Here is a 25,575-nt window from a genome sequence, read left to right on the forward strand (position 1 = left end):
GCTCAGCATTCGACGATGTTGACGGCCAGGCCGCCGAGCGAGGTCTCCTTGTAGATCTCGCTCATGTCCTCGCCGGTGCGTTTCATCGTGGCGATCACCTTGTCGAGGCTGACGGTGTGCTGGCCGTCGCCGAGCAGGGCCAGGCGCGAGGCGTCGATCGCCTTCACCGCGCCCATGGCGTTGCGCTCGATGCAGGGGATCTGCACCAGGCCACCGATCGGGTCGCAGGTCAGGCCGAGATTGTGCTCCATGGCGATCTCGGCGGCGTTCTCGATCTGGGCGTTGGTCCCGCCGAGCGCGGCGGTCAGGCCTGCAGCGGCCATCGAACAGGCGACGCCGACCTCGCCCTGGCAGCCGACCTCGGCGCCGGAGATCGAGGCGTTGCGCTTGTAGAGCGAGCCGATGGCGGCGGCGGTCAGCAGGAAGATGCGCCGGCCTTCCGGCCCGCCGCGATGGAAGCGGTCGTAGTAGCGCAGCACGGCCGGCAGCAGCCCGGCCGCGCCGTTGGTCGGGGCGGTGACGACGCGGCCGCCCGAGGCGTTCTCCTCGTTCACCGCCAGGGCCCAGAGGTTGACCCAGTCGAGGGCGGCGAGCGGATCGGAGATGTTGCGTTCGACCTTGCTCATCAGGTCGGTGTGGATCTGGCGCGCGCGGCGGCGGACCTTGAGCCCGCCGGGCAGACAGCCGTCCTGGCGCAGCCCGCGCTCGATGCATGCCTCCATGGCCGCGAAGATGGCGTCGAGGCCGGCCTCGACCTCGGCCGGCGGGCGCACGGCGGTCTCGTTGGCGAACATCAGCTCGGCGATGGTCAGGCCCGCCTCCTGCGCCTGGGCCAGCAGCTCGGCCCCGGACGCATATGGATAGGGCTCGGGCGCGGCGCGCACCGGCGCGGCGTTCGCGCTCATCTCCGCCTCGTCGGCGACGAAGCCGCCGCCGATCGAGAAGTAGAGCTTCTCGTCGAGCAGCCCCTCGCCGCCATAGGCGCGGAAGGCCAGGGCGTTGGGATGCTGCGGCAGGCGGGTGCGGCCCTCCCAAAGGATGTCGCTGCCTGAATCGAAGGCGATATCGGGCCCCTGCGCGCCGAGCCGCAGGCGGCCGGTGGCGGCGATCGCCTCCAGCGCGGCGTCGGCGGCGTCGGGGTCGATGCTGGCGGGGACGAAGCCCGCCAGACCGAGGATCACGGCGCGGTCGGTGGCGTGGCCCCGCCCGGTCAGGGCCAGGGAGGCGTAGAGCACGACTTCGACGCGTGTGACCTGGGCGAGGGCTCCCTGCGCGGCCAGGCGCTGCAGGAAGCGCGCACCGGCGGTCATCGGACCCATGGTGTGGGAGCTGGACGGGCCCACGCCCAACTTGAACAAATCGAACGCGCTAGCCATGGAAGGTTGGTACGTCATTGCGCGATTTGCGCCAAGCCGGGGCAAGGCGTTCCGCAGCGCAAGCCGCGAGATGACGCCGCCGGTCCGCATCACTAGCTATGGGGCATGAGCCAGACCCTGCATATCCGCCCCGCCATGCGCGAGGACATCCCTACTCTCAAGCTCGTCATGGACCGGGCGATCAAGGAGCTGCTGCCGGCGTTCCTGCCGCCCGAGCAGGTGGCGGCCTCGCAGGAGGTCATGGGCCTGGACACGCAGCTGATCGAGGACGGCACCTATTACGTGGTCGAGGCCGGCGACGTGATCGCCGGCTGCGGCGGCTGGAGCCGGCGCGCCACGCTGTTCGGCGGCGACCATTCGGCCGGACGCGACGCGGCGCTGGTGGATCCGGCCACGGACCCGGCGCGGGTGCGAGCGATGTACACCGATCCCGGTTTCGTACGGCGCGGCGTCGGACGGCTGATCCTGACGACCTGCGAGGTCAAGGCGAAGGCCGAAGGGTTCAGCCGCAGCGAGATGGCCGCGACCATGGCCGGCGAGCCGCTCTACGCGGCTTGCGGCTACCAACGCATCGAGCCGTTCGAGGCGGAAACCTCGAACGGCGTGAAGGTGCCGCTGGTGCGGATGGGCAAGGCGATCTGAGATCGGGCGGTCCGAAGACCGCCCGCCCCCTCAATCCAATAGACGGGCGGCCCCTACCGGGCCGCCCGCGGGGATCAGAACTTCATCTGGATCTTGGCGTAGTAGAATCCGCCCTGCCAATCGACGATCGAGTCGGAGCGATAGATGCGGCCGTTGGTGCCCTGCTCGCCCGTCTCGTCCGGGGTCGGATAGCTGTCGAAGATGTTCCGCACGCCGAGCGTCAGGGTGTAGGTCTCATCGACGTCCCAGTTGGCTTCGACGTCGAACTGGACCTCCGGATCCCAGGTCTGAACGGTCGGGATCGTGACGCTGTACATGTTCTTGTACGACCCATAGACGTTCGCGCGGCCCATGAGCGAGAACGCCCCCATGTGATGGGTCGCGGTCAGCACCGAGCGCCAGTGCGGCGTCGAGTGCTTGAAGTCGTAGATGTACTCGCCATCGAAGAAGGTGCGGGTCGTGCCGGTGGCGTCGACGAACTTCTTCACCTCCTCGACCACCGGGTTGTTGATGTTGAACGAGGCCGAGAAGTTGGTGCTCTGGCCGTTCTCCCAGGCGCGGGCGTACGTGGCGACCACGTCGAGGCCGGTGACGCTGGCGTCGAACGCGTTCTGGAAGAAGTTCACCTGGCCGATGGTGTCGGCGCCAGGAATACCGGCGGCGATCATGGCGGCGGTGATGGTCGGCGTCACCGTGATCGGGGTGATCGCGTAGAACATGTCGTCGACCTTGATGTGGTAGGCGTCGAGCGTGATGTTCAGGCCGTCAAACAGCTCCATGGTCAGGCCGATCGAGTAGTTCTCCGACTTTTCCGGACCCAGCGGCGCGGCGCCCAGATACTGGGCGACCGGGTTGGTCGCCGGGAACAGGCCCTGGGCGACCGGCACCCCGTTATTGACCACGGTCGACGTGTAGGTGGTGAAGGTCTGACCGGTGGTCGGCGCGCGGAAGCCGGTGCCGACCGAACCGCGGACGGCGATGCCGTCGACGATCTCGAAGCGGCCGGCGACCTTGTAGTCGACGGTCGAACCGAAATCGGAGAAGTCCTCCGCGCGCAGCGAGCCCTGCAGGAACAGGCGGTCGGTCACGTCGAGGCTGGCTTCGGCGTAGGCGGCGTAGGAGTCACGCGTCAGACGGCCCGAATAGAGCGGCGGGAAGCCGGGCGCGCCGTTCGAGCCGACGCCCAGCACCGCATAGACCGGGTTGGTGATGGTCCGCCCGTTCAGCACGATGGTCGAGGTGTTGCAGGTGATGCCGGCGTTCTGCGGCGCGGTCGGGCGCAGGGTCCGCTGGGCGACGACGGCTTCGTTGGTGCAGAAGTCGTACGGGTCCTGGGTCGAGTAGGGGCCGGCGGTGTAGGACGGCACGTCGCCGGTCAGGATCTCGTAGCCCTCCTTGCGGTATTCCGCCCCAAAGGCGACGGCCAGCGGGTTCTCGGTGAAGCCGGTGGCGATCTCGTAGGTGAAGTCGGCGTTGAGCGACCACTCGTCGGAGACCAGCGAACCGACGTGGAACTCGGTCGGGCTGGCCTCACCCAGCGAGAAGTTCACCGTCTCGGTCAGGTCGTAGGCCAGCTCGTTACGGCCGTAGCGGGCCGACAGGTCGTAGCCGAGACCATTGAGCACCTCGCCGCGGAAACCGCCCGCGACGCTGGTGTCGTAGACGTCGCCGAAGAACTGGGGCGTGAAGCCGCGCGGGAAGATCTGGTTGGCGCGGAATAGGCCGCCGCTGCGGGTGTAGACGTAGTCGTCGGCCTGGTTGGTGGTCGCGCCGATGTCGATCGGCGGGCGGTAGTTGAAATCTTCCTTGGCGTGGCTCTGGCCGTAGTTGCCGAAGACGTAGAACTCGAGGTTGTCGGAGAACTCATAGCCGGCGTTGACGAAGACCCGCAGGGCCTCGGACTCCGGCTGACCCCACTTCTGCCAGACGTCCGGGATGCGGCCGGGGCCGTAGCCAACCGACTGGGCGTAGGCGGCGCTGAAGGGAGACCCGGGCGCGGTGGTCTCGGTCGGGAACAACTCCGAGCAGAAACCCGCCGACTGATTGGGAATGTTGCGGTTGCAGTATTGCTTGCCGCGGCTGGTCGGCTGGTCGGTCGTCCACTCGAACGAGACGCTGACGAAGCCGGAGTCGCCGATCGCGAAGCCCTTGTTGCCGCCGATGACGATGCCTTCGCCGTCCTTCTCGTAGTACTGGCCGGCCTGGATGCTGAGCAGCCCGCCCTCGGAATTGTCCTTCAGGATGAAGTTGATGACGCCGGCGATGGCGTCGGAGCCGTACTGCGCGCCGGCCCCGTCGCGCAGGACTTCGACCGACTTCAGGGCCGCCGACGGAATCTGGGCGGCGTCCGCCGACTGGCTGCCGTCGCCGCCGGTGGTGACCAGCGCGGCGCGGTGGCGACGCTTGGAATTCACCAGCAGCAGGGTCTTGTCCGATGACAGGCCGCGCAGGGCGGCCGGGCGGATGAAGGTGGCGCCGTCGGAGATCGGCTGGCGGGTGATGGTGTAGGACGGCACCAGGGTCTTGAGCAGGTCCTGGGTGTCGGAATGCGAGATCGCCTCGATGTCCGCGGCGTTGAACGAATCCACCGGCACCGGCGATTCCATCACCGTGCGCGGCAGGGCGCGCGAACCGGTGACCACCACCTCGTCGATGGACGATACCTGGGCCGACGCCATCCCAGCGGAAAACAGAGTCGCGAGAGAGACGCCCGCGAGCAGTCCGATACGCATTTTGGTTGTCATGATTATTGCCCCCACAGCACCGGCGGCCGACATCGACCGCCATTCGTCACAAGCCCCCGTCGCCGGGTTCGGAGTTCAGGGACTTGGATTGGTCGGGCGCACGCAGACGGCGGGTTCGCCGCGCGGCGCCGGAAATTCGCAAGGATGAGTCGCGGACGCCGAGGCGAAGCGCTTCGGCTGGTCTGGTTCGACACGACTTACGCAATAGGTACGCAGGCACATCTCAGACACTCTCCGCGAAGGTGAGATGCCCGGTTCCTGGTTGTTTCCTCGAACGCGCTCTTGCTTATTGTCTTGCGGTTACTGGCCTCAGGCGGCTCCCCACGCCGCTGCGACACCCGAAGGCTCCCCGCGACAGGTTTAGACTGTCAATCGGCCCGGCTCGATAAAGCACCCGATGCTCAGACCGCTGCCCGGCATTCGGACATCAGGGATCCGCTTTTAATCAATACCTGCGAGATCGACATTCGCTCGGATTCGGACAGTGTTCCGGATGCGGAATATTCGAGCCGGCGGCGCCGCGCGATTGATCACCCCGATCATGGACCGCCCCAAGCACCCGCCCCGTGCTTGAACCGACGCGAGAGCGGGCCGGTCATGAACGCCTTGGTGGTTGATCGGGGAACTCGAGAGATGGGGATCAGTCGGCGGTTATTTCTGCACCGTTTGGGCGCGACCGGGGGATACGGCGCGACCTACTCGGCGATGCGGACCTTGGGATTGATGGGCGCGGTGGCGTCGGCGGCGACGCCGGCGATGGCCGCGGACGCCGGGCGCGGCAAGCGGGTGGTCATCCTGGGCGGCGGCGTCGCCGGCCTGGTGGCGGCTTATGAACTGGAGCGGGCCGGCTACACGGTGACGCTGCTGGAGGCGCGCGACCGGCTCGGCGGGCGCAATTGGACGCTCCGCAACGGCTCGAAGGTGGAAATGGTCGGCGAGGAAACGCAGACCGTGCGCTTCTCAGACGGCCTCTACATGAACGCGGGTCCGGCGCGGATCCCCAGCCATCACCAGGGCCTGCTGTCCTATTGCAGCAAGCTGGGCGTGCCGCTGGAGGTGGAGATCAATTCCAGCCGCAGCGCATACCTCTGGGCCGACGGCGGCCAGAAGCTGCAGATGCGCCAGGGGGTCAACGACACCCGCGGCTATATCTCCGAGCTGCTGGCCAAGGCGGTGAACAAGGGCGCGCTCGACCAGGACCTCAGCCTCGAGGACAAGGAGAAGCTGCTGCCGTTCCTGAAGGCCTATGGCGACCTCGGCGAGGACATGGCGTTCAAGGGCACCGAACGCTCGGGACTGCTGCAGGCGCCGGGCGCGGCCAACCAGTTCGCCAAGGCGCGCGATCCGGCCGCGTTCCGCGACCTGATCAACCATCCTCAGATCGGGGCGACCCTGTTCGAGGACAATATCAACATGCAGGCGACGATGTTCCAGCCGGTCGGCGGCATGGACCAGATCATCGCCGGTTTCGAACGCGCGATCCGCAGCCCGGTGATCAAGAACGCCGAGGTCACGCAGATCCGCGCCGACGGCAAGGGCGTGAAGGTCACCTACCGCGACCGCGTCAGCGGCAAGACCCAGGCGGTCGAGGGCGACTATACGATCATCACCCTGCCCCTGGCCCTGCTGGCCAAGATCGACAACAACTTCGGCAAGGATGTGCAGGCGGCTATCGCCTCGGTGCCCAACGACTTCTCCAACAAGATCGGCTTCGACGCGCCGCGGTTCTGGGAGAAGGAGCAGATCTACGGCGGCATCTCGTTCGTCGGCGGCGAGACCAGCCTGATCTGGTATCCCTCCAACGGCCTGCACACCGAGCGCGGCATGCTGCTGGCCTGCTACGGGTCCGGCGGACGCGCCGAGGGCTTCGCCAAGCGCCCGCTCGCCGAGCAGATCGCCATGGCCCGCAGCGTGGTCGGCAAGCTGCACCCCGGCCATGAGGCCGAGCTGACCAACCCGGTGGTCGTCAACTGGAGCAAGATCCCCTTCAACATGGGGCCCTGGCCGCGCTGGGGCGAACGCGGCGGCGTGCAGGAGGGTCACTTCGATTCGGCCGAGTATCGGCTGCTGAACCAGCCGCACGGGCGTGTGCATTTCTCGGGCGCCCACCTCAGCCAGACGCCCGGTTGGCAGGAAGGCGCGGTCTATTCGGCGCAACGCACGATCGCGGCCCTCAACGAACAGGTGAAGGAGCGGGCGCTGGTGGAATCGCGCGCGGCGGCTTGATCCGCACCGATATTGCCTGCCCAATAGCCAAGTTCAGTCATAGGAATTGAAATTCATGCGAAAGTTCATCCTGCCGGCGGCCCTGCTGGCGCTGGTCGCCGCGACGCCCGCCGCCGCCCAGGTCAAGCGGATCGGCGCGCCGACCTCGCCGATCCTGCAGGCGGCGGTCGTGCCGGCCGGCACCGACATCATGTACGTCAGCGGCATCACCCCGCCGGTGCTGAACCCCGGCGCCCCGGCCGGCACGCCGCCGCAGTTCGGCGACACCAAGACCCAGACCATCGGCGTCCTGAAGCGCATCGAGGACATCCTCAAGGCCGAGGGCCTGACCCACGCCGACGTGTTCATGATGCGGGTGCTGCTGGTCGGCGATCCGGCCAAGGACGGCAAGATGGACTTCGCCGGCATGATGGAGGGCTACAAGCAGTTCTACGCCACCGAGGCCCAGCCCAACCGGCCGGCCCGCATCACCAGCCAGGTGGCCGCGCTGGTGGCGCCGGGCATGATGGTCGAGATCGAGGTCCAGGCCGCCAAACCGAAGAAGTAGCGCTGTTGGTCGGCCAGAGGAGAGCTCTGGTCGACCAACGCTTTGCCCCTGGCGCGATCGGGGCGCTCGTCGGAAGCTCCAGAAATCCAGACGAGAGCCCCATGCGCGCCCTGATCCTCGCCTTCCTCCTGCTGACCGCCGGCTCGGCCTCGGCCCAGGAGTTTCCGCTTCGCCTTCCCTCGCCCGGCGGCGAGGTGATCCTGCCCAGCGCCGGCGCCAAGAAGGCGCATGACGAGTGGCGCTACGCCGCCGCCCGGCGGGCCGGCGACACGCTCTATGTCTCCGGCGTAGTGGTGTTCCGCGCGCCCGGCGAAGGCAATGACGCCGCCGCCTTCAAGGCCCAGGCGCGGCGCGGCTTCGAGCAGCTAAAGAAGACCTTGACCGCCTCGGGCGCGACCTTCGCCGACGTGGCGATGATCAACTCGTTCCACGTCTGGGACGGGCCCAACTTCGCCGGGACCAAGGACCAGCAGTTCGCCGCCTTCGAGCAGGTGGTCGGCGAATACTTGAAGGCGCCCTATCCAGCCTGGACCGCGGTTGGTACGACCGGGCTCCTCGGTGAGACCGGACTCGTAGAAGTCCAGCTCATCGTCCATTCGCCGGCGAGGAAACCGTGACCGACACCCTGGGCCCCCTGCTCTCGTTCCAACCTCCCGTGACGCCGGCCCTGGTCGTGCGCCGCTCCGCCCTCGAGGCGAACCTGGCGACGATGCAATCCGCATGCAGCGCCGCCGGCGTCGCGCTGCGGGCCCACGGCAAGATGCACAAATGCACGACGCTGGGCCGCCGGCAGGTCGAGCTGGGCGCGGTCGGGCTTTGCTGCCAGACGGTCGGCGAGGCGCAGGCCTATGCCGCCGCCGGCGTCAGCGACCTGCTGATCACCTCGCCGCCGGCCCCCTGGGGCGCGGAGAAGATCGCCGCCATCGCCAAGTCTGGCGTCAACATCGCGGTCGTCGCCGACGACGCCGAGCAGATCGCGCGGCTGGGCGCGGCGGCGCAAGGCGCCGGAACCACCGTCGGCCTGGTGGTCGACATCGACCTGGGCACCCACCGCACCGGCGTGCCGCCCGAGCAGGTCGCCGCCCTCGCCCGCCTGGCCAGCCAGACGCCGGGCCTGCGCTATCGCGGGATCCAGGCCTATCTCGGCCACCTGCAGCACCTGGCCGACCTGGAGGCGCGGCGCGGCGCCTGCCAGGTGACGCGCCAGCGGCTGGGCGCGCTGGTCGGCGAGTTGACCGAAGCTGGGCTGAAGCCCGAGTTGGTCACCGGCGGCGGCACCGGCACCTATGTCGAGGACCTGGCCAGCGGCGTGTTCAACGAGATCCAGGCCGGCTCCTACGTGTTCATGGACGTCGAGTACGAGGATTGCGGCGCCATCGACGGCCAGGCCTGGCCGTTCGCCCAAGCGCTGTTCATCGCCACCAGCGTGGTCTCGGCCCGCCACAAGACCCACGTGGTCTGCGACTCAGGCTTGAAGGCGCACTCGGTCGACGGCCCGCCGGCCCGCGTCGTAGCTGGAGCGGCGCAGGGAACCCGCTGGCGGCCGATGGGCGACGAGCACGCGGCTCTGTTCCATCCGGCGATGATGGGGGCAGTCAAGGCGGCCGGGGCCGACTTCGCCGGCGGAATCACCGCCGTCGACGAGGACGCGTCGATCGCCTGGCCGGCCGATGCGCCAAAGGTCGGCGACGTGGTCTGGCTGCAGCCCGGACACATCGACCCGACCATCAACCTCTATGACGCGCTGATCGTCGTGGATGAGGACGGGTCGTCGGAAACCTGGCCGGTGGACGCGCGGCGCAGTTCACGCTGATCGTGGCTTTCCCTTCGGGAAGCCGCGTCGTAGTGGGGGGCGACACCCCCCGCCGCCCATGAGGACGCCATGAAGACCCGCGCCGCCGTCGCCTTCGAAGCCAAGAAGCCGCTGGAAATCGTCGAGGTCGACCTGGAAGGTCCCAAGGCGTTCGAGGTGCTGGTCGAGATCAAGGCCACCGGCATCTGCCACACCGACGCCTACACCCTGGACGGGCTGGACTCCGAGGGCATCTTCCCGTCGATCCTGGGCCACGAGGGCGCTGGCGTGGTGGTCGAGGTCGGCCCCGGCGTCACCAGCGTGAAGCCCGGCGACCACGTGATCCCGCTCTACACGCCCGAATGCCGCCAGTGCAAAAGCTGCCTGAGCCGCAAGACCAACCTCTGCACCGCGATCCGCGGCACGCAGGGCAAAGGCCAGATGCCGGACGGCACCAGCCGCTTCTCCTACAAAGGCCAGGCGATCGCCCACTACATGGGCTGCTCGACCTTCTCGAACTACACCGTGCTGCCCGAGATCGCGGTGGCCAAGATCCGGCCCGACGCGCCGTTCGACAAGGCCTGCTACATCGGTTGCGGCGTCACCACCGGGGTCGGCGCGGTGGTCAATACGGCCGGCGTCGAGCCGGGTTCGAACTGCATCGTCTTCGGCCTCGGCGGCATCGGCCTCAACGTGATCCAGGGCCTGAAGATGGTGGGCGCCGACATGATCGTCGGCGTCGACATCAACCCCGACCGTGAGGAATGGGGCCGCAAGTTCGGCATGACCCACTTCGTCAATCCCAACGACATCGGCGGCGCCGACATCGTCCAGCATCTGGTCGCCCTGACCGACGGCGGCGCGGACTACACCTTCGACTGCACCGGCAACACCAACGTCATGCGTCAGGCGCTGGAAGCCTGCCATCGCGGCTGGGGCGAGAGCGTGATCATCGGCGTGGCCGAGGCCGGCAAGGAGATCGCCACCCGTCCGTTCCAGCTGGTCACCGGCCGGGTCTGGAAGGGCTCGGCCTTCGGCGGCGCCCGCGGGCGCACCGACGTGCCGAAGATCGTCGACTGGTACATGGACGGGAAGATCCAGATCGACCCGATGATCACCCACGTCATGCCGCTCGAAGACATCAACAAGGCCTTCGACCTGATGCATGCGGGCGAGAGCATCCGCTCGGTCGTGGTGTTCTAGGAACGCTGGCGCGGCGGGCATGATCGCACTCCTGCTCGCCGCCCAACTGGCCGCCGCCCCGCCGCCGCTGAAGGTGGCGACCTACGCCTATCCGAAATACGACCGCGCCGCGGCGCTAAAGCCGATGGCCGAGCAGCTGGGCGCGGCGCTGGGGCGCGAAACGCAGATGGTCCTGCTGGAGACTCCGGACGCCCTGGCCGCCGCGATCGCCGCCGGCGAGGTCGACATCGCCATGACCAACCTCGCCGCCTATCTGGCGGTGCGGCTCGATCCAAAGGTGCAGGCGGTGGCGGTGCTGGACGTGCCGGCCGCGACCGCCGAGCGCTATCGCGGCGTGCTGGTCGCGCGGCGCGGCGCCGGGGTCGCGGCGATGAGCGACCTGCCAGGAACGGCCGCGCGCCTGCGCTATGCCGAGGTGCTGCCCGGCTCGACCTCCGGAGCCCTGGTCCAGGCCGCAGCGCTGCGGCAGGCAGGCCTGACGCCGGGCCGCTTCAAGGAAGTCCGGCAGGCCGGAACTCACGAGGCGGCGCTAGCCGCGCTGCAGGCTGGAACCGCCGACCTCGCCGCCTTCGCCGAGGAACCCTGGCGCAAGCTGAAAGCCGAAAACCCGCAGGCCGCCGCCGGCCTGGTGGAACTCTGGCGCTCAGCCCCCCTGCCCGCCGGCCCGGTGGTCTGCGTCCGCGCCGCGACGACGCCGTGCGACGAGATTGGGGCTGTGTTGCAGGGGGATGGCGCTGCGGCGGCTGAGCTGGCGAAGGGCTGGTCGGAGACCGAGGGGGCTGTACGGTTTAGGAGCTACGATAGCGCGCTCTACCAGCGATTTGATTTGCCAAACCAATAGCCGACTTCGCTGCTACATCCGCTGAGTTTCGACGTTCTGTACGCTGGCTGGCGGCATGGTGGCGTTAGAGGGCTCCGGATCGACCGCCAGTGAGCGCCGAGTCTGCGTTCCGATTTCCGTTCTGATCATTGAGATGTGCGCCCGCGACGCCTGTCAGATGGCCAAAGAGCTTGCCGAAGTCGTTCTCGTGCCACCAATCGATCTGATATCGATCCGGAAACTCGCGTCGGGCCCGCAGTTGGCCTGCGCTAATGCTGGGCCTTTCTCCCGTTTTGGTTTCCACAAGCAGGCGGCGACTAGAGGCCGGATCAAGAAAAGTGTAGCCGCGAGAGAGCTTCAAGGTTTTGTGGGTGAAGTTTGGCTGGTCCCAATCCGCGATGCGTTTCGCAATCGAGAGGGCCTCACCGGCCCTTCCTTTCGGATGAGGCGGTAGTCTCTTGATGTACCGAGTACCGGCACGTTCTCCCAAACTGCCGAGACGCGCACCAGCGGACGCAGTTTTCATTCCGTCAAGCAACGACACTGGTCGCCCTGCAAAGGCGTCCTGGGCCATGGAGGTAACTAACCCTTCGACAGCCGCTCCCGCGGTAGCTCCCGCTACCTTCGTCAAGGGCCCTGCAACAGTTCCCCCGACCAGAGCGCCAGCAAGGTCTGCAGGAGATGACCGCTGACCACCCTGACCATCTGCCAAGGCCTGAGCGCCAACGCTTGTGACGCCGCTTCCCCCTATGAGTGAGATGAGCTCTCGCGGCGTGTTCTGAATGCGAGAGATCTCACCTAGCTCCCGCCCACCACGAAGCGAGTAAAGAAATCGCGGCGCAACGGCCCTGGCAACTGCAGCGGGCGCTGCAGTTGCCAGGGCGGGCAAAAGGCCCACGGCACCGCCAAGTGAGCTAGCGACTGGGCGCGCCTCCGCCACCGTCCGAGAAAACGCAGCCTGCCGCGCGAGGTTTCGCGCATATCGCTCAACGACGCCGCCTTCCCCACCCGCACCTAGGAGGGTCTGCGCACCAGCAATCAGTTTGTCATCCTGCCCCAGGAAAATCGTACTCTGCGCGGCCTTCAACGCCGCGAACGCCGTCTCGGCGGTAGGCTGAGCACGACTACCACCAGATTGCGAGGGCGCAGCCTTCGCCGGCGGAGCTTTCTTCGGTGCGGGCGCCTTCTTTGGAACCACCTGCGCGACCACGCGCATCGCTTGCCGAGCGATCGCCGGCGGCGTGTTGGGATTCTGCGCGACCTTTAACAGAGTGGCGGCGCTCTGGGCTGAGAGCCGCCGGCCCGTACTTTCTAGATCACGCTTGAGCGTCGCAACTTGCTCCTGCGCTTCGCCACGCTTCTACTCACGAAATTGCTGGCAGCGTCCAACGCCGCCGCGGGGTCGAACCGCGTCGCCATCCAAACCTCTTAGATCAGGAAAATGCGCGGGACCGATTTCGCGCAACATCGATATATGTAACCTATGGGCGCATACTTGACAAGAACAAAATAAGAACAAAGATGTGCGCGACAACGGGACAGGGAGGGACCGTTCATGTGGCTTTTGGTTTTCATTCCTGCCGTGCTCGGCGTGGCGAAGTACCGCTACGCAAGTTACTGGCGGTGGGTGGGCGCGATGTGGCTGTGGCAGGCCGCCGCCACTTACCTTTTCGCCAGCTATGGAAGTCTGGAGCAGCCAGAACGTGACGGCCTGATCAGTCGCGCGATCCGCCTGATGACGGACGATGGCCCGCTGTTCGGGCTCTACGGCATCGTCTTCCTGGTCGTGTTCTACGGCGGCGTCGCGTACTTCGTGCGTCATCTGTACGTCGAAGCCAGGCGGCCCAATGAAGGTGCAATCGCATATGCGTCGAAGGGACGTAAGGCGATTGAATTGACGGCGCTCACGCTTCTGACCGCCGGCCTGCTCTATTCGAACTTCGCCGCGACACTGGCCGCCGATGTCGACGCCCCCTCAGCCCCAACCGTCGAGGCGAGGATCGAGCGGGAAATCGCCATGGCGACGCCACTGGTCGCCACGAAGTTAGACGACATCACGATCCTGACCGGCGTCCGGGGCGACCAGCAGACACTCACCTACGACTATGAAATCACAACGCCCGCTTTCACGCGGGAGGCGTTCACCGCCTACCTCGCCGACGAGAAGCCAGCGGAAGCTTGCGCACACGCCAATACGCGGGGGATCGTGCAAGACGGCGGCGTCGTTCGGTATCGATACAAACTGGCGGCGGGCGGCGATCCCGTGTCGCTTGAGCTGACAGCCGCGCATTGCGCAGCGCTCGCTTCCGCCCCTCAGAAGAACTCGTCCATCAGCCGGTAGAAGGCGCAGGCGGCTTCATCGACGGCGTCTAGCGGGTAGCGGTCGCGCAGGATGGCGGCGGCGTCGAGGTGGGGGTGGTTGAACTTCGCCGAGCGCAGGAAGAGGGCGAGGTCCTGGTAGCGGTCGGCCAGGCCGAAGCGGCCAAGGTCGACCATGCCGACCGGGCGGCCGGGGCTCCAGATGAAGTTCGGCAGGCTGGCGTCGCCGTGGGTGAGGACTAGGCGCTCGGCCGTCGGGCGCGTGGCGCGGGCGGCGTCGAGGGCCTGGACGGCGGTCCAGCCGAGGCGCTCGGCGTCGAAGTCCTCCTCGTCGACCAGGCCGGCGGCGACGCGGCGCTCGGCAAGGGCTAACTTGGCGGCAAGACTCATGTCGAAGGGACAATCTGCCGGGTCGAGGGCGTGCAGCCGGGCCAGCAGGTCGACGGTGGCGGCCAGGGCGTCGGCGGCGTCGTGCGGGGCGACGTGCGAGACCGCCTGGCCGTGCAGGCGTTCGCTGATCAGGCAGTAGCCGCCCTCGAAGGCGCCGCTCCACACGGTGGCGGCGACGCGCACGCGACCGGCCAGCCAGCGCACGACCTCGCCCTCGCGGGCCAGGGCCTCGGCGCTGCCGGGATGGTCGCCGGGGGCGAACTTGACGACGCAGGGACCGACCGTGGCGATCAGGTCGCCCGACTGCCCGTGGCCGACGATCTCGACCGGAGCGCAGCCGCGCGGCAGGTTCGCGGCCTCCAGCATGCAGAGCACATACTCGTCGGCGGAAGCGACCTCGTTCATGGCCGCCTCTCCTCGCACGCCAAAGTCTAGGTTCAGTGGACCTAGGTGGGGATGAGCCTGGCCAATGTCACCCCCTCGCTGACCTGATCGCCCACAGAAACCGACAGGGATTCGACCTGCCCGTCGAAGGGCGCGCTAAGCGCGTGCTCCATCTTCATGGCTTCGAGGGTCAGGAGGGCCTGGCCGCGTACGACCTTGTCGCCGACCGAAACGGCGACGGCCACCACCTTGCCCGGCATCGGCGAGGCGATCGCCCCATCGCCGCCGCCGCCGTGGGCCGCGTCCTTGACCGGTGGGCGCAGGGTGAGGACGAAGGTCTCGCCGGCGTCGAAGACCACGATCTCGCCGTCGTCGGTCAGCAGCACGTCGCCCGGCAGATCGTCGCTGGAGAGCGGCGCATCGAAACCCTGGTCGCCGAGATAGAGCCGCATCGCGGCGGCCGGCGGGGCGTTGAGCCGGAACCCGGTCAGGCCGTCCCAGGGATCGGCGGGGGCGTCCGCTTCGTCCAGGGTGACAGCCATGGCGGCCGAGGCGAGCGCATGCTCCGACGGCGCCGGCTGGGCGGCCAGCGCCTCGATCCGCGCCTCGATGAAGCCGGTGTCGACGTCGCCCTCGATGAAATCGGGGTGGTCGAGGCAGCGGGCCAGGAAGCCAGCGTTGGTCTTGACCGGCCAGACCTCGACCTCGCTGCAGGCCTCCGCCAGCAGGTCGCTGGCGCCCTCGCGGGTCGCGGCGTGGGCGATCAACTTGGCGATCATCGGGTCGTAGAAGGGCGAGACCTCGCCGCCCTCCTCCACGCCGGTGTCCACGCGGACCAGGTCCTCGGGCAGCTTGAAGTGCTCCAGCGAGCCGATCGAGGGCAGGAAGCCGCCGGCCGGGTTCTCGGCGTAGAGGCGGGCCTCCATGGCGTGGCCGGTCAGCTCGATGTCGTCCTGGGCCAGGGGCAGCGGCTCGCCGGCGGCGACGCGGATCTGCCACTCGACTAGGTCGACGCCGGTGACCGCCTCGGTGACCGGATGCTCGACCTGCAGGCGGGTGTTCATTTCCATGAACCAGATGCGGTCGGGCTGCAGGCCGGCGCTGGCGTCGGCGATAAACTCGACGGTGCCGGCGCCGACATAGCCGACGGCCTGGGCGGCGCGGACGGCGGCCTGGGTCACCGCGGCGCGGGCGGCCTCGCTCATGCCCGGCGCGGGCGCTTCTTCGATGACCTTCTGGTGGCGGCGCTGCAGCGAGCAGTCGCGTTCGTAGAGGTGGACGACCTGGCCGAGGCTGTCGCCGAACACCTGCACCTCGATGTGGCGCGGACGGGTGACGTAGGTCTCCAGCAGCACCCGGTCGTCGCCGAACGAGGCGGCGGCCTCGCGCTGGCAGGAGGTCAGGGCCGCGGCGAAGGCGGCCGCGTCGTCGACCTTGCGCATGCCCTTGCCGCCGCCGCCGGCGACGGCCTTGATCAGCACGGGATAGCCGATCTTGTCGGCCTCGGCCTGGAGCCGCGCGGGGCTCTGGTCCTCACCGAGATAGCCGGGCGTCACCGGCACGCCGGCGTTGGCCATCAGCGACTTGGCGGCGTCCTTCAGGCCCATGGCGCGGATCGCGGCGGGCGGCGGTCCGATCCAGGTCAGGCCGGCGGCGGCCACGGCCTCGGCGAACTCGGCGTTCTCGGAGAGGAAGCCGTAGCCCGGGTGGATGGCGTCAGCGCCGGTGGCCAGGGCCGCGTCGATGATTTTCTCACCGACGAGGTAGCTTTCGCGCGCGGGCGCCGGGCCGATCAGCACGGCCTGGTCGGCCATGCGCACGTGCGGGGCGTCGGCGTCGGCCTCGGAGTAGACGGCGACGGTGGCCAGGCCCATGGCTTGGGCGGTGCGGAAGACGCGGCAGGCGATTTCGCCGCGATTGGCGACCAGAATGCTGGTGATCATGGTCACATCCGGAAGACGCCGAACCGGGTTTCCGGGATCGGCGCGTTGAGGGCGGCGGAGATGGAGAGGCCGAGGACGTCGCGGGTCTGGACCGGGTCGATGATGCCGTCGTCCCAGAGCCGGGCGGTGGCGAAGTAGGGCGAGCCCTCGTCTTCGTAGCGGGCGCGGATCGGGGCCTTGAAGGCCTCCTCCTCGGCCGGGGTCCACTTGTCGGCGTCGCGGTGGACGGTGGCCAGCACGCTGGCGGCCTGCTCGCCGCCCATCACCGAGATGCGGCTGTTGGGCCAGGTCCACAGGAAGCGCGGGGAATAGGCGCGGCCGCACATGCCGTAGTTGCCGGCCCCGAACGAGCCGCCGATCAGCACCGTGAACTTCGGCACCTCCGCGCTGGCGACGGCGGTGACCAGCTTGGCCCCGTCCTTGGCGATGCCGCCGGCCTCGTACTTTCCGCCGACCATGAAGCCGGAGATGTTCTGTAGGAAGACCAGCGGAATCTTGCGCTTGCAGGCCAGCTCAATGAAGTGCGCGCCCTTCAGCGCGCTCTCGGAGAACAGCACGCCGTTGTTGGCCAGGATCGCCACCGGCTGGCCCCAGATGCGGGCGAAGCCGCAGACCAGGGTCGTGCCGTAGAGGGCCTTGAACTCGTCGAAGTCCGAGCCGTCGACGATGCGGGCGATGACCTCGCGCACGTCGTAGGGCGCGCGCACGTCGGTGGGCACGATGCCGTAGAGCTCGGCCGGATCGTAGGCCGGCGGGCGCGGGTCGCGCAGGTCTTGGTCGACCTGCTTGGTGGTGTTCAGGTTGGCGACGATCGAGCGGACGATGGTCAGGGCGTGCTCGTCGTCCTCGGCCACATAGTCGACGACGCCGGAGCGGCGGCCGTGGGTGTCGGCGCCGCCGAGCTCCTCGGCGCTGATCACCTCGCCGGTCGCGGCCTTCACCAGCGGCGGGCCGCCAAGGAAGATGGTGCCCTGGCCGCGGACGATCACCGTTTCGTCGGACATCGCCGGCACATAGGCTCCGCCGGCCGTGCACGAGCCCATGACGCAGGCGATCTGCGGGATGCCCTCGCCGCTCATCCGGGCTTGATTGAAGAAGATGCGGCCGAAGTGGTCGCGGTCAGGGAAGACCTCGGCCTGGTGCGGCAGGTTTGCGCCGCCGGAGTCCACTAAGTAGACGCACGGCAGGCGGTTCTGCATGGCGATCTCCTGCGCCCGCAGATGCTTCTTCACCGTGGTCGGGAAGTAGGCCCCGCCCTTCACCGTCGCATCATTGGCGACGATCATCACCTCACGGCCGGAGACACGGCCGATGCCGGTGATGATGCCGGCGCCGGGGGCCTCGTCCTTATAGAGACCGTGGGCGGCCAGGGCGCCGACCTCGAGGAACGGCGAGCCGGGATCGAGCAGCCGCTCGACCCGCTGGCGCGGCAGCAGCTTGCCGCGCGAGGCGTGGCGGTGGCGCGACTGTTCCGGCCCGCCGAGCGCGGCGTGGGCGGTGCGCTCGCCCAGTTCGGCGGCCAGGGCGCGGTTATGGGTGTCGTTGGCCTGGAAGACCGCGTTCGTCTTGTCGATGGCGGTGGCGAGTTTGGTCATGCGCCCAGCAGCTCCCGGCCGATGAGGAAGCGGCGGATCTCGTTGGTGCCCGCGCCGATGTCGTAGAGCTTGGCGTCGCGGACCAGCCGCTCGACCGGAAACTCCTTGGTGTAGCCGGCGCCGCCCAGGGCCTGGACGGCCTCGAGGCTGACCTTCACCGCGTTCTCGGAGGCCAGCAGGATCGCGCCGGCGGCGTCGAAGCGAGTGGTGAGGCCGGCGTCGCAGGCCTTGGCCACGGCGTAAACGTAGGTGCGGGCCGAGTTCAGGGCGACGTACATGTCGGCGATCTTGCCCTGCATCAGCTGGAACGAGCCGATCGGCTTGCCGAACTGCTTGCGCTCGCGGACATAGGGCAGGACCACGTCGAGGCAGGCCTGCATGATGCCGAGCGGCCCGGCCGCCAGCACGGCGCGCTCGTAGTCGAGGCCGCTCATCAAAACGCCGGCGCCGCCGTTCAGCGGGCCGAGCACGTTCTCGTCCGGGATCTCGCAGTCCTCAAACAACAGCTCGGCGGTGTCGGAACCGCGCATGCCCATCTTGTCGAGCTTGGGCGAGACGCTGAAGCCCTTCATGCCCTTCTCGACCAGGAAGGCGGTGACGCCGCGGCTGCCCTCGTCGGGCGAGGTCTTGGCGTAGACCACCAGGGTGTCGGCGTGCGGGGCGTTGGTGATCCAGAACTTCGTGCCGTTGAGCACGTAGCGGTCGCCGCGATGCTCGGCGTGGGTGCGCATGGAGATGACGTCGGAGCCGGAACCGACCTCGCTCATGGCCAGCGAGCCGACATGCTCGCCGCTGATCAGCTTGGGGAGGTAGCGGCGCTTCTGTTCGACGGAGCCCCATCGGCGGATCTGGTTGACGCAGAGGTTGGAGTGGGCGCCGTAGGAGAGGCCCACCGAGGCCGAGGCGCGGGAGATTTCCTCCATCGCCACCACGTGCTCGAGATAGCCGAGGCCCAGGCCGCCGAACTCCTCCTCGACCGTGACGCCATGCAGGCCAAGCTCGCCCATCTGCGGCCACAGCTTGCGCGGGAAGGTGTTGGTGGCGTCGACCTGGGCGGCGATCGGGGCGATCTTGTCGGCGGCGAACCGCGCGGTGGTCTCGCGGATCGCGTCGGCGGTCTCACCGAGGCCGAACTGGAAGTTGGGACCTGACATTCTGGAGCGCCTTCTGCGGGGCTGGTCTGGAGCTAGCCTCGCAAAACTAGCGCCGGCTGAACAATCCACAAAATTGAACGATCATGATGCACATGATAGATGCCATCTATCATGGACCGTTATCTGCTGCGCTACTTCCTGGCCGTCGTGGAGACCGGGAACTTCAGCCGCGCCGCGGCGCGCGAGAATGTCGCCCAGCCCACCCTGTCGGCCGGCATCGCCAAGCTGGAGGGCCAGCTTCAGGCCCGACTGTTCGACCGCACCAATCGCCGCGTGCACCTGACCGAGGCCGGCAGCCGGCTGCTGGTGCATGCCCGCCGCATCGAGCACGAGTTCAACCTGGCCCAGGCGGCTGTCTTGGGCGCGGCGCCGGCGCAGTTGCTGCGAGTGGCGGTGCTGTCGACCGTTCCGGCCGCAGTGATCGAGGAGATCCTGGCGCGCCGGCCGGCCGGCGCCGAGCGCATCGAACTGCTGGAGGGAACCGAGCGCGAGGTGCTCAGCCTGTTGGACCGCGGCCGCGTCGACGTGGCGTTGACGGCCATTAATCCGTCCACGGAGCGTTTCGCCAGCGAGCGCCTGCACGAGGAAGGCTATGGCCTGGCTCTGCCCGCCGGTCATCGGTTGGCCGGGGCTGAATCGGTCGACGGCGAGGCGCTGGCCGACGAGGTGATGATGGTGCGCCGGCACTGCGAGGTGCTGGCCCAGACCAGCCGCTATTTCACCGACCGCGGCGTGCGGCCGTTCTTCAGCTACCGCGGGGCCGGCGACGAGAAGGTGCTGGCCCTGGTCCGCGCCGGCCTGGGGATCACCGTCATGCCCGACAGCTATCGCGACCCCGGCGTCGCCCGGGTCGGCCTGCAGGGCTTCACCCCGCGGCGCGTGATCGGGCTGTGCTACGCAGGCGACGCCGCGCGGCCCAGCACCTTCGTCCAGGCTACGCGCGAGGTGTTCGGCGAGATGGGCTGATCGCTCAGGGATACACCCGATGCCCGGGGCGACGGCCGCGTGGTTCCTTGCAACCCACGGCCGACTGGAGACCCGCAATGACCGCCTCGCGAGCGAAGGGCAATTTGGGCCTGCCCAGCGATCTGGGCACGATGCGCACGATCATGGCCGCGGACCGGACGCTGATGGCCTGGGTCCGCACCTCGCTGTCGATGCTGAGCTTCGGCTTCACGATCTACAAGTTCCTGGAGACCGCCGCGCAGAACGAAGCGCTGGCTCACCCTGACAGCCCCCAGCAGGTCGGGTTGTTCCTGGCCGGCGTCGGCACGCTGTCGATGTTGCTGGGCGTAATCAGCTACTGGACGACATTGAAGGACCTGCAGCGCACCGAGGAGTTCCGGCTCGGACGCCCGACCCTGTTCATCTCGCTGGTGATGCTGCTCGCGGGTCTCGCCCTGTTCGTCGGCATCGCCGGGCGAGTGGTTTGACCTAGTCCTTGCGGAACTTCAGGGGCCCGGCGGCGGTGGCGATCAGCAAGGCGCCGTCGGCGGTGAAGCTGTAGGCGGAGGCGGACTCGAGGGCCTTCAGGTACTTGCCCTCCTGCTCCATCAGCGAGGGCGCGCAGGCCATCATGGTCGAACCCATTTTGCCGATCGTCAGCTTGTCGCCGGTCTGGGTCCAGGTTCCGAAGTAGCGATTGCAGCCGCCAGAGCCGGCGGCGGAGCCATCCTTGGCCAGGGTCAGGGTGAGGTGCGAGCGATCGATGATCCCGCCGCCGAGCAGGTCCTCCAGCCGCCATTCAGACCCGACCAGCGCGCCGCCGCCGCCGGAGGAAGGCGGCGACGGCGCGGTCGCGCAGGCGGACATGACTACGCCTGCGAAACCCAAACCAAACAAGGCCGCGCGCACTACCGCCACCGCGAGCAGAGCACATCGGCCAGATAGATCCGCCCGCCAACCGTCTGGGCCGCTCCGTTCCTGGATCCGGCGTACCCAATCGATTTGCAGAAGTTGTCGGACTCGCGGGTGATGCAGGCGGCGGCGCCGCCTTCGCGGTTGCAGGCTTCGACGCGGCGTCCGCGGACCTCAGGCGCGGGGAAAAACTCGGCGGCCATGCCCTTCAGCGATCGCCCGCCGCCACCGGGAACAGGTTGCGGCAGGGGCGTTGGCGCAGCCGCGGCGGCGCGGATCGAGCGCACGCCGCTGACGCCGAGTTGAGCCTGGAGATTGGCGCTGGAGCCCCTCAACACCGTGCAACGGCCGCGGAAGTTCGGGAGCTCGCACACCTCCCAGGAACTGCCGCCGCCCATGCGAATGCTGCGCGGCGACCAGGTGGCGGGGATCACCGGGGTCTCGCGCGTGATCGTCAGGCTGCGGCCCTGATAGTCGGTTCCCGAAAACAGCTGGGCGTTGGGCGCCATGCGGTCCTGGGCCGAGACTGGCGCGGCCGCCGCCAGCAGGGCGGCGGAGGCCAGGATGATCCGAGACAACATGCAGTCCTCCCAAAATGCCCGTCGCCGACTCTAATGGACAAGCGCAGCCGTAGTTCCCGGCCGCGGCGCCGCGTTGACAAGTGAGCGCCGCGCGGGCGTGGTCCGCGAAGGTTCAGTACAGAGGAGCGGCCATGCTGACGGACGGCTATCACGACGTGGCGCCGGGCAAGATCGCCACCATCGTCACCTCCCTGGAGATGCACGCGCCGCCGCCGCTGCGGGCCGAGGCCGACGGCGCCGGCTGGACGCTGCGGCGGCTGGAAACGCCAGGCGTCGCCGAGTACCGCGAACTCTATTCGGCTGTGGGCCGCGACTGGCTGTGGTTCTCGCGACTGTTGATGACCGACGCCGATCTCGCGGCCGAGATCGGCGCGCCCGGCGTCGAGGTCGATCGGCTAGAAGCGCCCGAGGGCGTCGGCATCCTGGAGCTCGACTTCCGGACAACGGGCGAGTGCGAGCTGACCTTCTTCGGCGTGTCGCCGGGACTGGTCGGCGGCGGCGCGGGGCGTTGGATGATGAACCGCGCGGTGCAGCGAGCCTGGGCCGCGCCTATCAAGCGGTTCTGGGTGCACACCTGCAGTCTCGACCATCCCGGCGCGCTGGCGTTCTACATCCGCTCAGGCTTCACGCCGTTCCGCCGGCAGGTGGAGATCGCCGACGACCCGCGGCTGCTGGACCTGGCGCCCAGGGATTCCGCCGGGCATGTGCCGCTGATCTAGCCGACCTTCAGCTGGGCGATGTCGGCGGTCATGTAGCGCGCGTCCTCGCCATAGCCGGCGACCTTGGCGCGCAGCGGCTCGGGCAGGTCGTCCCGCGCGGCATAGCCGAGCTTTTCCCAGAACCGCCAGGCGCCCTGGACCGCGACCAGATCGCCGCGGGTCAGGCCGCCGTCGAGCGCCGCGCCGGATGCGGCGCCGACCAGGGCGCGGCCAAGACCCAGGCCTCGCGCGGCCGGGCCTATGGCCAGGTCGTGGATGAACCAGTTGTCGGTGGGCGGCGGCGGCTCAAGCGTCGTGCCGATCGGCGGCGGGCTGGCCGCCGGCCATGGGTGGCTGAGGATGTAGGCCAGCAGGTCTTCGCCGTCGAACGCGCCCCAGCAGAGGGTCGGCGCCACGGTCAGGCGGCTGGCCAGAATCTCCTGCGGCTCGTGAAACAGCGGCGCGAAGGCGACGAGCTGCAGGGCGGCGACCGCCGGCATGTCGGCGGCGGTCAGGGGACGCAGGGAGGCTCGCTTCTCGGTCATCGGTCGGCTTATAGACCCAGGTCAGTCAGGAGGTCCCCATGCCGGTCGAAATTCTTCAGCAGCACAAGGTCCACGGCGGGACGCTGAGCTACGTCCGCCACCAGAGCGAGGCGACGGGGACGCCGATGCGGTTCTCGGTCTTCATCCCGGGCGGGGTGACGGGCACGGTTCCCTACCTGATCTGGCTGTCGGGCCTGACCTGCACCGAGGACAACTTCACCACCAAGGCCGGCGCCTATGCCTATGCGGCTAAGGCGGGGGTGGCGATCGTCGCCCCGGACACCAGCCCGCGTGGCGAGGGCGTCGCCGACGATCCGGCCTATGACCTTGGGCAAGGCGCCGGCTTCTACGTCGACGCCATCCAGGCCCCCTGGTCGCCGCACTTCAAGATGGAGAGCTACGTCGTCGCCGACCTGATCGCGGCGGCGGAAGAGGCCTTTGCGCTGGACGGCGGGCGGCGCGGAATCTTCGGTCACTCGATGGGCGGCCACGGGGCGCTGACCTTGGCTCTGCGCCATCCGCAACTGTTCCGAAGCGTCTCGGCGTTTGCGCCGATCTCATCGCCGACCCGGTGCCCGTGGGGGCAGAAGGCGCTGGGCGCCTATCTAGGCCCCGATGAGGCCGCGTGGGCCGAACACGATGCGGCGCTGCTGATCGCCGCCGGCAAGGCGCGCGGCCGGGAGATCCTGGTCGATCAGGGCGGCGGCGACAGCTTCCTGGTTGAACAGCTCAAGCCCGAACTGCTGCAGGCGGCGGCGGCCGAGGGCGGCGCGGCCCTGACCCTGCGGATGCAGGAGGCCTACGACCACTCCTATTTCTTCATCACCAGCTTCGTCGGCGACCACATCGCCTGGCACGCCGCCCGGCTTTAGCCCGGCGGGGCGGTCGGCGGCCGAGCCGCCGACCGCGAGCGCCTAGAGCGTGACGGCTTCAAGTGGAAGCCGCTTGAAGCGGCCGTCACGCTCTAAATATTTGAAGATAGACCATTTTTGTCCGGTTCAGGCGATCCCGCCTGAACCGGAAAGGGTCTAGAGCGCGCGCTTGTAGAGGTCGAGCAGTTCAGCCCAGGCCTTTTCGGCAGCCGGCTCGTTGTAGACTTGGCTGCCCTTGACGGTCCAACCATGGGCGGCGCCTTCGTAGACCTCGACCCGGTTCTTCAGTTTGGCGGCGTCGAGGGCGCCCTTGAGCTTTTCCTTCGCCGCCGGGTCCTGCTTGTCGTCGTTGTCGGCGACCAGGACCATGTACTCGGCGTGGGTCTTGGGCAGCACCAGGTGCGGGCTGGTCGGGGCGTCGGTGAAGAGGCCGCCGCCGTGGAAACTGGCCACCGCGCCCACGCGATTGGGAACCGCGCCGGCCGTGCGGAAGGCCAGCGGCCCGCCCATGCAGTAGCCCTGCGTGCCGACCTTCTTCTTTTTGTCGGTCTGCGGCTGAGCATCGAGGAAGGCCAGGTAGGCCACGGCGTCGCGGTCGGTCCCTTCCGGGGTCACGCTGGCCCGCAGCGGCCCGAGCTTGGCGCGGTCGTCGGGGTTGGCGAAGTTGAACGCGCCGTCGACCACCGGCGCCTTCTTGACCCGGTAGTAGAGGTTGGGAACCAGCACCACGTAGCCGGAGGCAGCCAGGCGCTTGCCCATCTCGCGGAACACCGGGCGCAGGCTGACGACGTCAGGCCACAGCAGCACGGCCGGCCACGCCCCCTTGCCTTCCGGATAGTAGAGCGCCGCGTCGGCGACGCCGTCCGGGGTCTTGATCTCAACGTCCTTCTCGACGACCGGAACCGCCGCGTGCGCGCTGGCGGCGGTCAGGCCGGCCGCCGCCACGGTCATCAGGCCGAACGTCCGGCGCGAAACGGTGGGGTCCTCGATCAGACCCTGGTGGATATCGTCGTCGCACATGGCGTCACCTCCCTATTTTCCAGCCCATGGAGCGCAGCATTTGTTGCGCGGATGTGTCGGATAGGGAAGCTCGGCCTCAGGCCGCCAGGCCCAGGCGCTCCAGTTCGGCGAAGTCGGCCCGCGGCAGGGTCGGGCGCGCCGCGTGCTCGATGACCGCCGCGTAGGCCTGCGGCGGAGCGCCGGCCTTCATGCCGGTCAGCAGGCCGGTGCGCTCGTCCGGGTTCATGGCCGGCAGCATCATCCGCATCGTCGCAAGGGTCTCGTCCGGCGACAGCGAGGCGATGATCGCCTGTTCGATCGTCATCAGCTCGTCGTCGCTGAACTGGGCGCAGAGCAGCGGCCAGGTCACCGTCTCCTCGTGCAACATGTGCAACAGGTCCTCGGCGACGAAGGCGCTGAACTCGAGATAGAGCACCCGGCCGAGACCAGGACGATCGGCGGCGTCGCCGTGCTCCAGCCGCTTGATCGCCGCGTCCAGCGCCGCAAAGCGGGCCCGGTGATGCTCGTGCTGGTCCTCCAGCGTCGCGACGGCGTCCGGCGCGCGGGCCGCCAACGCGGCGTGGATATGATCCTCTTCGTGCGCCAGGTGCTGGGCGCCGATCTCCAGATGGGCCCGCAAGTCAGCGAGCAAGGGCCGCACGTCGGCTGCGTAGTCGGCCGAGCCCAGCCGCGCGGCCATCGCGCCGTGGGCCTGGCGCAGGCCCTTATGGACGGGGCCGTATATGTCCCAGCGGCGGGCGGTCGAGAGGGCGAGGAGGTCGGTGCTGGTCATGGAGCGTCTCGTGGCTAGGCCGTCCGAAGGGCGGCGCGATTGGCTGTTGCGCGCTCCCTACGCCTGGCCTGCCGGCGTCTCATCCTAAATGGTTC

At 68.4% G+C, this 25,575-nt stretch carries 24 protein-coding genes; 12 read left to right on the forward strand and 12 right to left on the reverse strand.

Annotation, left to right across the window (positions count from 1 at the left end; genetic code table 11):
- Positions 1–2 precede the first annotated feature (2 nt).
- Positions 3–1,376: an L-serine ammonia-lyase gene (locus C0481_RS14810; protein WP_293405125.1), complete on the reverse strand. Its 1,374-nt coding sequence runs from the start codon at positions 1,374–1,376 to the stop codon at positions 3–5.
- Between the two features lie 105 nt (positions 1,377–1,481).
- Here C0481_RS14810 and C0481_RS14815 point away from each other — a divergent pair, with 105 nt between their 5' ends.
- Complete coding sequence (locus tag C0481_RS14815) at positions 1,482–2,018, forward strand: GNAT family N-acetyltransferase (protein WP_293405127.1); 537 nt, start codon at positions 1,482–1,484, stop codon at positions 2,016–2,018.
- Positions 2,019–2,092: 74 nt separating this feature from the next.
- Here the strand turns inward: C0481_RS14815 and C0481_RS14820 are convergent, their stop codons facing one another.
- Entirely contained in the window at positions 2,093–4,750 is a 2,658-nt protein-coding gene (locus tag C0481_RS14820) for a TonB-dependent receptor (RefSeq protein ID WP_293405129.1), read from the reverse strand.
- Between the two features lie 645 nt (positions 4,751–5,395).
- Here C0481_RS14820 and C0481_RS14825 point away from each other — a divergent pair.
- The 6 genes from C0481_RS14825 to C0481_RS14850 all read left to right on the forward strand — a co-directional run bounded on the left by C0481_RS14825 (position 5,396) and on the right by C0481_RS14850 (position 11,371).
- Entirely contained in the window at positions 5,396–6,988 is a 1,593-nt protein-coding gene (locus C0481_RS14825) for a flavin monoamine oxidase family protein (RefSeq protein WP_293405131.1), read from the forward strand.
- A 55-nt stretch (positions 6,989–7,043) separates the two neighbouring features.
- Entirely contained in the window at positions 7,044–7,535 is a 492-nt protein-coding gene (locus C0481_RS14830; protein ID WP_293405134.1) for a RidA family protein, read from the forward strand.
- A gap of 101 nt (positions 7,536–7,636) precedes the next feature.
- The gene (locus C0481_RS14835) at positions 7,637–8,152 is read left to right on the forward strand and encodes a Rid family hydrolase (RefSeq protein ID WP_293405137.1); all 516 of its coding nucleotides are present in this window, start codon (positions 7,637–7,639) and stop codon (positions 8,150–8,152) included.
- Positions 8,149–9,348: a DSD1 family PLP-dependent enzyme gene (locus C0481_RS14840; protein WP_293405139.1), complete on the forward strand. Its 1,200-nt coding sequence runs from the start codon at positions 8,149–8,151 to the stop codon at positions 9,346–9,348. The genes C0481_RS14835 and C0481_RS14840 overlap by 4 nt, the downstream gene beginning before the upstream one ends.
- 69 nt (positions 9,349–9,417) lie before the next feature.
- A complete protein-coding gene (locus tag C0481_RS14845; protein ID WP_293405141.1) occupies positions 9,418–10,530 on the forward strand; it encodes an S-(hydroxymethyl)glutathione dehydrogenase/class III alcohol dehydrogenase in 1,113 nt (370 codons plus the stop codon).
- A gap of 19 nt (positions 10,531–10,549) precedes the next feature.
- Positions 10,550–11,371, forward strand: a complete 822-nt coding sequence (locus C0481_RS14850; protein ID WP_293405143.1) for a PhnD/SsuA/transferrin family substrate-binding protein — start codon at positions 10,550–10,552, stop codon at positions 11,369–11,371.
- A gap of 64 nt (positions 11,372–11,435) precedes the next feature.
- Here the strand turns inward: C0481_RS14850 and C0481_RS14855 are convergent, their stop codons facing one another.
- Complete coding sequence (locus C0481_RS14855; protein WP_293405145.1) at positions 11,436–11,924, reverse strand: hypothetical protein; 489 nt, start codon at positions 11,922–11,924, stop codon at positions 11,436–11,438.
- A gap of 981 nt (positions 11,925–12,905) precedes the next feature.
- Here C0481_RS14855 and C0481_RS14860 point away from each other — a divergent pair.
- Positions 12,906–13,691: a hypothetical protein gene (locus C0481_RS14860; RefSeq protein WP_293405147.1), complete on the forward strand. Its 786-nt coding sequence runs from the start codon at positions 12,906–12,908 to the stop codon at positions 13,689–13,691.
- Here the strand turns inward: C0481_RS14860 and C0481_RS14865 are convergent.
- Genes C0481_RS14865 through C0481_RS14880 form a run of 4 tightly spaced genes read right to left on the reverse strand, consistent with a single transcriptional unit; the run spans position 13,664 to position 19,135 of the window.
- On the reverse strand, positions 13,664–14,464 hold the full coding sequence (locus C0481_RS14865; protein WP_293405149.1) for an aminoglycoside 3'-phosphotransferase: 801 nt from the start codon (positions 14,462–14,464) through the stop codon (positions 13,664–13,666). The two genes, C0481_RS14860 and C0481_RS14865, sit on opposite strands and share 28 nt — an antisense overlap.
- Before the next feature lie 41 nt (positions 14,465–14,505).
- Positions 14,506–16,386: an acetyl/propionyl/methylcrotonyl-CoA carboxylase subunit alpha gene (locus C0481_RS14870; RefSeq protein WP_293405151.1), complete on the reverse strand. Its 1,881-nt coding sequence runs from the start codon at positions 16,384–16,386 to the stop codon at positions 14,506–14,508.
- Positions 16,387–16,388: 2 nt separating this feature from the next.
- Positions 16,389–17,981, reverse strand: a complete 1,593-nt coding sequence (locus C0481_RS14875) for a carboxyl transferase domain-containing protein (RefSeq protein WP_293405153.1) — start codon at positions 17,979–17,981, stop codon at positions 16,389–16,391.
- On the reverse strand, positions 17,978–19,135 hold the full coding sequence (locus tag C0481_RS14880; protein WP_293405155.1) for an isovaleryl-CoA dehydrogenase: 1,158 nt from the start codon (positions 19,133–19,135) through the stop codon (positions 17,978–17,980). Before C0481_RS14880 ends, C0481_RS14875 begins: the two co-directional genes overlap by 4 nt.
- Positions 19,136–19,246: 111 nt before the next feature.
- On the opposite strand from C0481_RS14880, the gene C0481_RS14885 reads away from it, so the two are divergent.
- On the forward strand, positions 19,247–20,101 hold the full coding sequence (locus C0481_RS14885) for a LysR family transcriptional regulator (RefSeq protein WP_293405157.1): 855 nt from the start codon (positions 19,247–19,249) through the stop codon (positions 20,099–20,101).
- A gap of 77 nt (positions 20,102–20,178) precedes the next feature.
- Positions 20,179–20,568 (forward strand): DUF202 domain-containing protein, encoded by a 390-nt coding sequence (locus C0481_RS14890; protein ID WP_293405159.1) that lies wholly within the window; start codon positions 20,179–20,181, stop codon positions 20,566–20,568.
- Position 20,569: 1 nt separating this feature from the next.
- On the opposite strand, the gene C0481_RS14895 is transcribed toward C0481_RS14890, so the two are convergent.
- Together C0481_RS14895 and C0481_RS14900 are read right to left on the reverse strand one after the other, a co-directional pair.
- Positions 20,570–20,947: an META domain-containing protein gene (locus tag C0481_RS14895; RefSeq protein ID WP_293405161.1), complete on the reverse strand. Its 378-nt coding sequence runs from the start codon at positions 20,945–20,947 to the stop codon at positions 20,570–20,572.
- A gap of 41 nt (positions 20,948–20,988) precedes the next feature.
- A complete protein-coding gene (locus tag C0481_RS14900; RefSeq protein ID WP_293405163.1) occupies positions 20,989–21,573 on the reverse strand; it encodes a beta/gamma crystallin-related protein in 585 nt (194 codons plus the stop codon).
- Between the two features lie 131 nt (positions 21,574–21,704).
- On the opposite strand from C0481_RS14900, the gene C0481_RS14905 reads away from it, so the two are divergent.
- Complete coding sequence (locus tag C0481_RS14905; RefSeq protein ID WP_293405165.1) at positions 21,705–22,292, forward strand: GNAT family N-acetyltransferase; 588 nt, start codon at positions 21,705–21,707, stop codon at positions 22,290–22,292.
- Here C0481_RS14905 and C0481_RS14910 read toward each other — a convergent pair.
- Complete coding sequence (locus C0481_RS14910) at positions 22,289–22,816, reverse strand: GNAT family N-acetyltransferase (RefSeq protein ID WP_293405167.1); 528 nt, start codon at positions 22,814–22,816, stop codon at positions 22,289–22,291. The genes C0481_RS14905 and C0481_RS14910 overlap by 4 nt on opposite strands.
- 38 nt (positions 22,817–22,854) lie before the next feature.
- Between C0481_RS14910 and fghA the strand changes: the two genes are divergently transcribed.
- Complete coding sequence (gene fghA / locus C0481_RS14915) at positions 22,855–23,688, forward strand: S-formylglutathione hydrolase (protein WP_293405169.1); 834 nt, start codon at positions 22,855–22,857, stop codon at positions 23,686–23,688.
- A gap of 156 nt (positions 23,689–23,844) precedes the next feature.
- On the opposite strand, the gene C0481_RS14920 is transcribed toward fghA, so the two are convergent.
- Both C0481_RS14920 and C0481_RS14925 read right to left on the reverse strand, forming a co-directional pair.
- Complete coding sequence (locus tag C0481_RS14920) at positions 23,845–24,708, reverse strand: dienelactone hydrolase family protein (RefSeq protein WP_293405171.1); 864 nt, start codon at positions 24,706–24,708, stop codon at positions 23,845–23,847.
- A gap of 76 nt (positions 24,709–24,784) precedes the next feature.
- Positions 24,785–25,480 (reverse strand): hypothetical protein, encoded by a 696-nt coding sequence (locus C0481_RS14925; protein ID WP_293405172.1) that lies wholly within the window; start codon positions 25,478–25,480, stop codon positions 24,785–24,787.
- Positions 25,481–25,575 lie beyond the last annotated feature (95 nt).

This window comes from Phenylobacterium sp., from assembly GCF_013822795.1.
In the GTDB taxonomy this organism is placed as follows: Bacteria; Pseudomonadota; Alphaproteobacteria; order Caulobacterales; family Caulobacteraceae; genus Phenylobacterium.

Excerpts from the sequence above, each read along its gene's own strand:
- C0481_RS14810 (WP_293405125.1), bottom strand. The coding sequence starts at position 1,376 with ATGGCTAGCGCGTTCGATTTGTTCAAGTTGGGCGTGGGCCCGTCCAGC.
- C0481_RS14815 (WP_293405127.1), top strand. The coding sequence starts at position 1,482 with ATGAGCCAGACCCTGCATATCCGCCCCGCCATGCGCGAGGACATCCCT.
- C0481_RS14820 (WP_293405129.1), bottom strand. The coding sequence starts at position 4,750 with ATGCGTATCGGACTGCTCGCGGGCGTCTCTCTCGCGACTCTGTTTTCC.
- C0481_RS14825 (WP_293405131.1), top strand. The coding sequence starts at position 5,396 with ATGGGGATCAGTCGGCGGTTATTTCTGCACCGTTTGGGCGCGACCGGG.
- C0481_RS14830 (WP_293405134.1), top strand. The coding sequence starts at position 7,044 with ATGCGAAAGTTCATCCTGCCGGCGGCCCTGCTGGCGCTGGTCGCCGCG.
- C0481_RS14835 (WP_293405137.1), top strand. The coding sequence starts at position 7,637 with ATGCGCGCCCTGATCCTCGCCTTCCTCCTGCTGACCGCCGGCTCGGCC.
- C0481_RS14845 (WP_293405141.1), top strand. The coding sequence starts at position 9,418 with ATGAAGACCCGCGCCGCCGTCGCCTTCGAAGCCAAGAAGCCGCTGGAA.
- C0481_RS14850 (WP_293405143.1), top strand. The coding sequence starts at position 10,550 with ATGATCGCACTCCTGCTCGCCGCCCAACTGGCCGCCGCCCCGCCGCCG.
- C0481_RS14855 (WP_293405145.1), bottom strand. The coding sequence starts at position 11,924 with ATGGCCCAGGACGCCTTTGCAGGGCGACCAGTGTCGTTGCTTGACGGA.
- C0481_RS14860 (WP_293405147.1), top strand. The coding sequence starts at position 12,906 with ATGTGGCTTTTGGTTTTCATTCCTGCCGTGCTCGGCGTGGCGAAGTAC.
- C0481_RS14865 (WP_293405149.1), bottom strand. The coding sequence starts at position 14,464 with ATGAACGAGGTCGCTTCCGCCGACGAGTATGTGCTCTGCATGCTGGAG.
- C0481_RS14870 (WP_293405151.1), bottom strand. The coding sequence starts at position 16,386 with ATGATCACCAGCATTCTGGTCGCCAATCGCGGCGAAATCGCCTGCCGC.
- C0481_RS14875 (WP_293405153.1), bottom strand. The coding sequence starts at position 17,981 with ATGACCAAACTCGCCACCGCCATCGACAAGACGAACGCGGTCTTCCAG.
- C0481_RS14880 (WP_293405155.1), bottom strand. The coding sequence starts at position 19,135 with ATGTCAGGTCCCAACTTCCAGTTCGGCCTCGGTGAGACCGCCGACGCG.
- C0481_RS14885 (WP_293405157.1), top strand. The coding sequence starts at position 19,247 with ATGGACCGTTATCTGCTGCGCTACTTCCTGGCCGTCGTGGAGACCGGG.
- C0481_RS14890 (WP_293405159.1), top strand. The coding sequence starts at position 20,179 with ATGACCGCCTCGCGAGCGAAGGGCAATTTGGGCCTGCCCAGCGATCTG.
- C0481_RS14895 (WP_293405161.1), bottom strand. The coding sequence starts at position 20,947 with ATGTCCGCCTGCGCGACCGCGCCGTCGCCGCCTTCCTCCGGCGGCGGC.
- C0481_RS14900 (WP_293405163.1), bottom strand. The coding sequence starts at position 21,573 with ATGTTGTCTCGGATCATCCTGGCCTCCGCCGCCCTGCTGGCGGCGGCC.
- C0481_RS14905 (WP_293405165.1), top strand. The coding sequence starts at position 21,705 with ATGCTGACGGACGGCTATCACGACGTGGCGCCGGGCAAGATCGCCACC.
- C0481_RS14910 (WP_293405167.1), bottom strand. The coding sequence starts at position 22,816 with ATGACCGAGAAGCGAGCCTCCCTGCGTCCCCTGACCGCCGCCGACATG.
- fghA (WP_293405169.1), top strand. The coding sequence starts at position 22,855 with ATGCCGGTCGAAATTCTTCAGCAGCACAAGGTCCACGGCGGGACGCTG.
- C0481_RS14920 (WP_293405171.1), bottom strand. The coding sequence starts at position 24,708 with ATGTGCGACGACGATATCCACCAGGGTCTGATCGAGGACCCCACCGTT.
- C0481_RS14925 (WP_293405172.1), bottom strand. The coding sequence starts at position 25,480 with ATGACCAGCACCGACCTCCTCGCCCTCTCGACCGCCCGCCGCTGGGAC.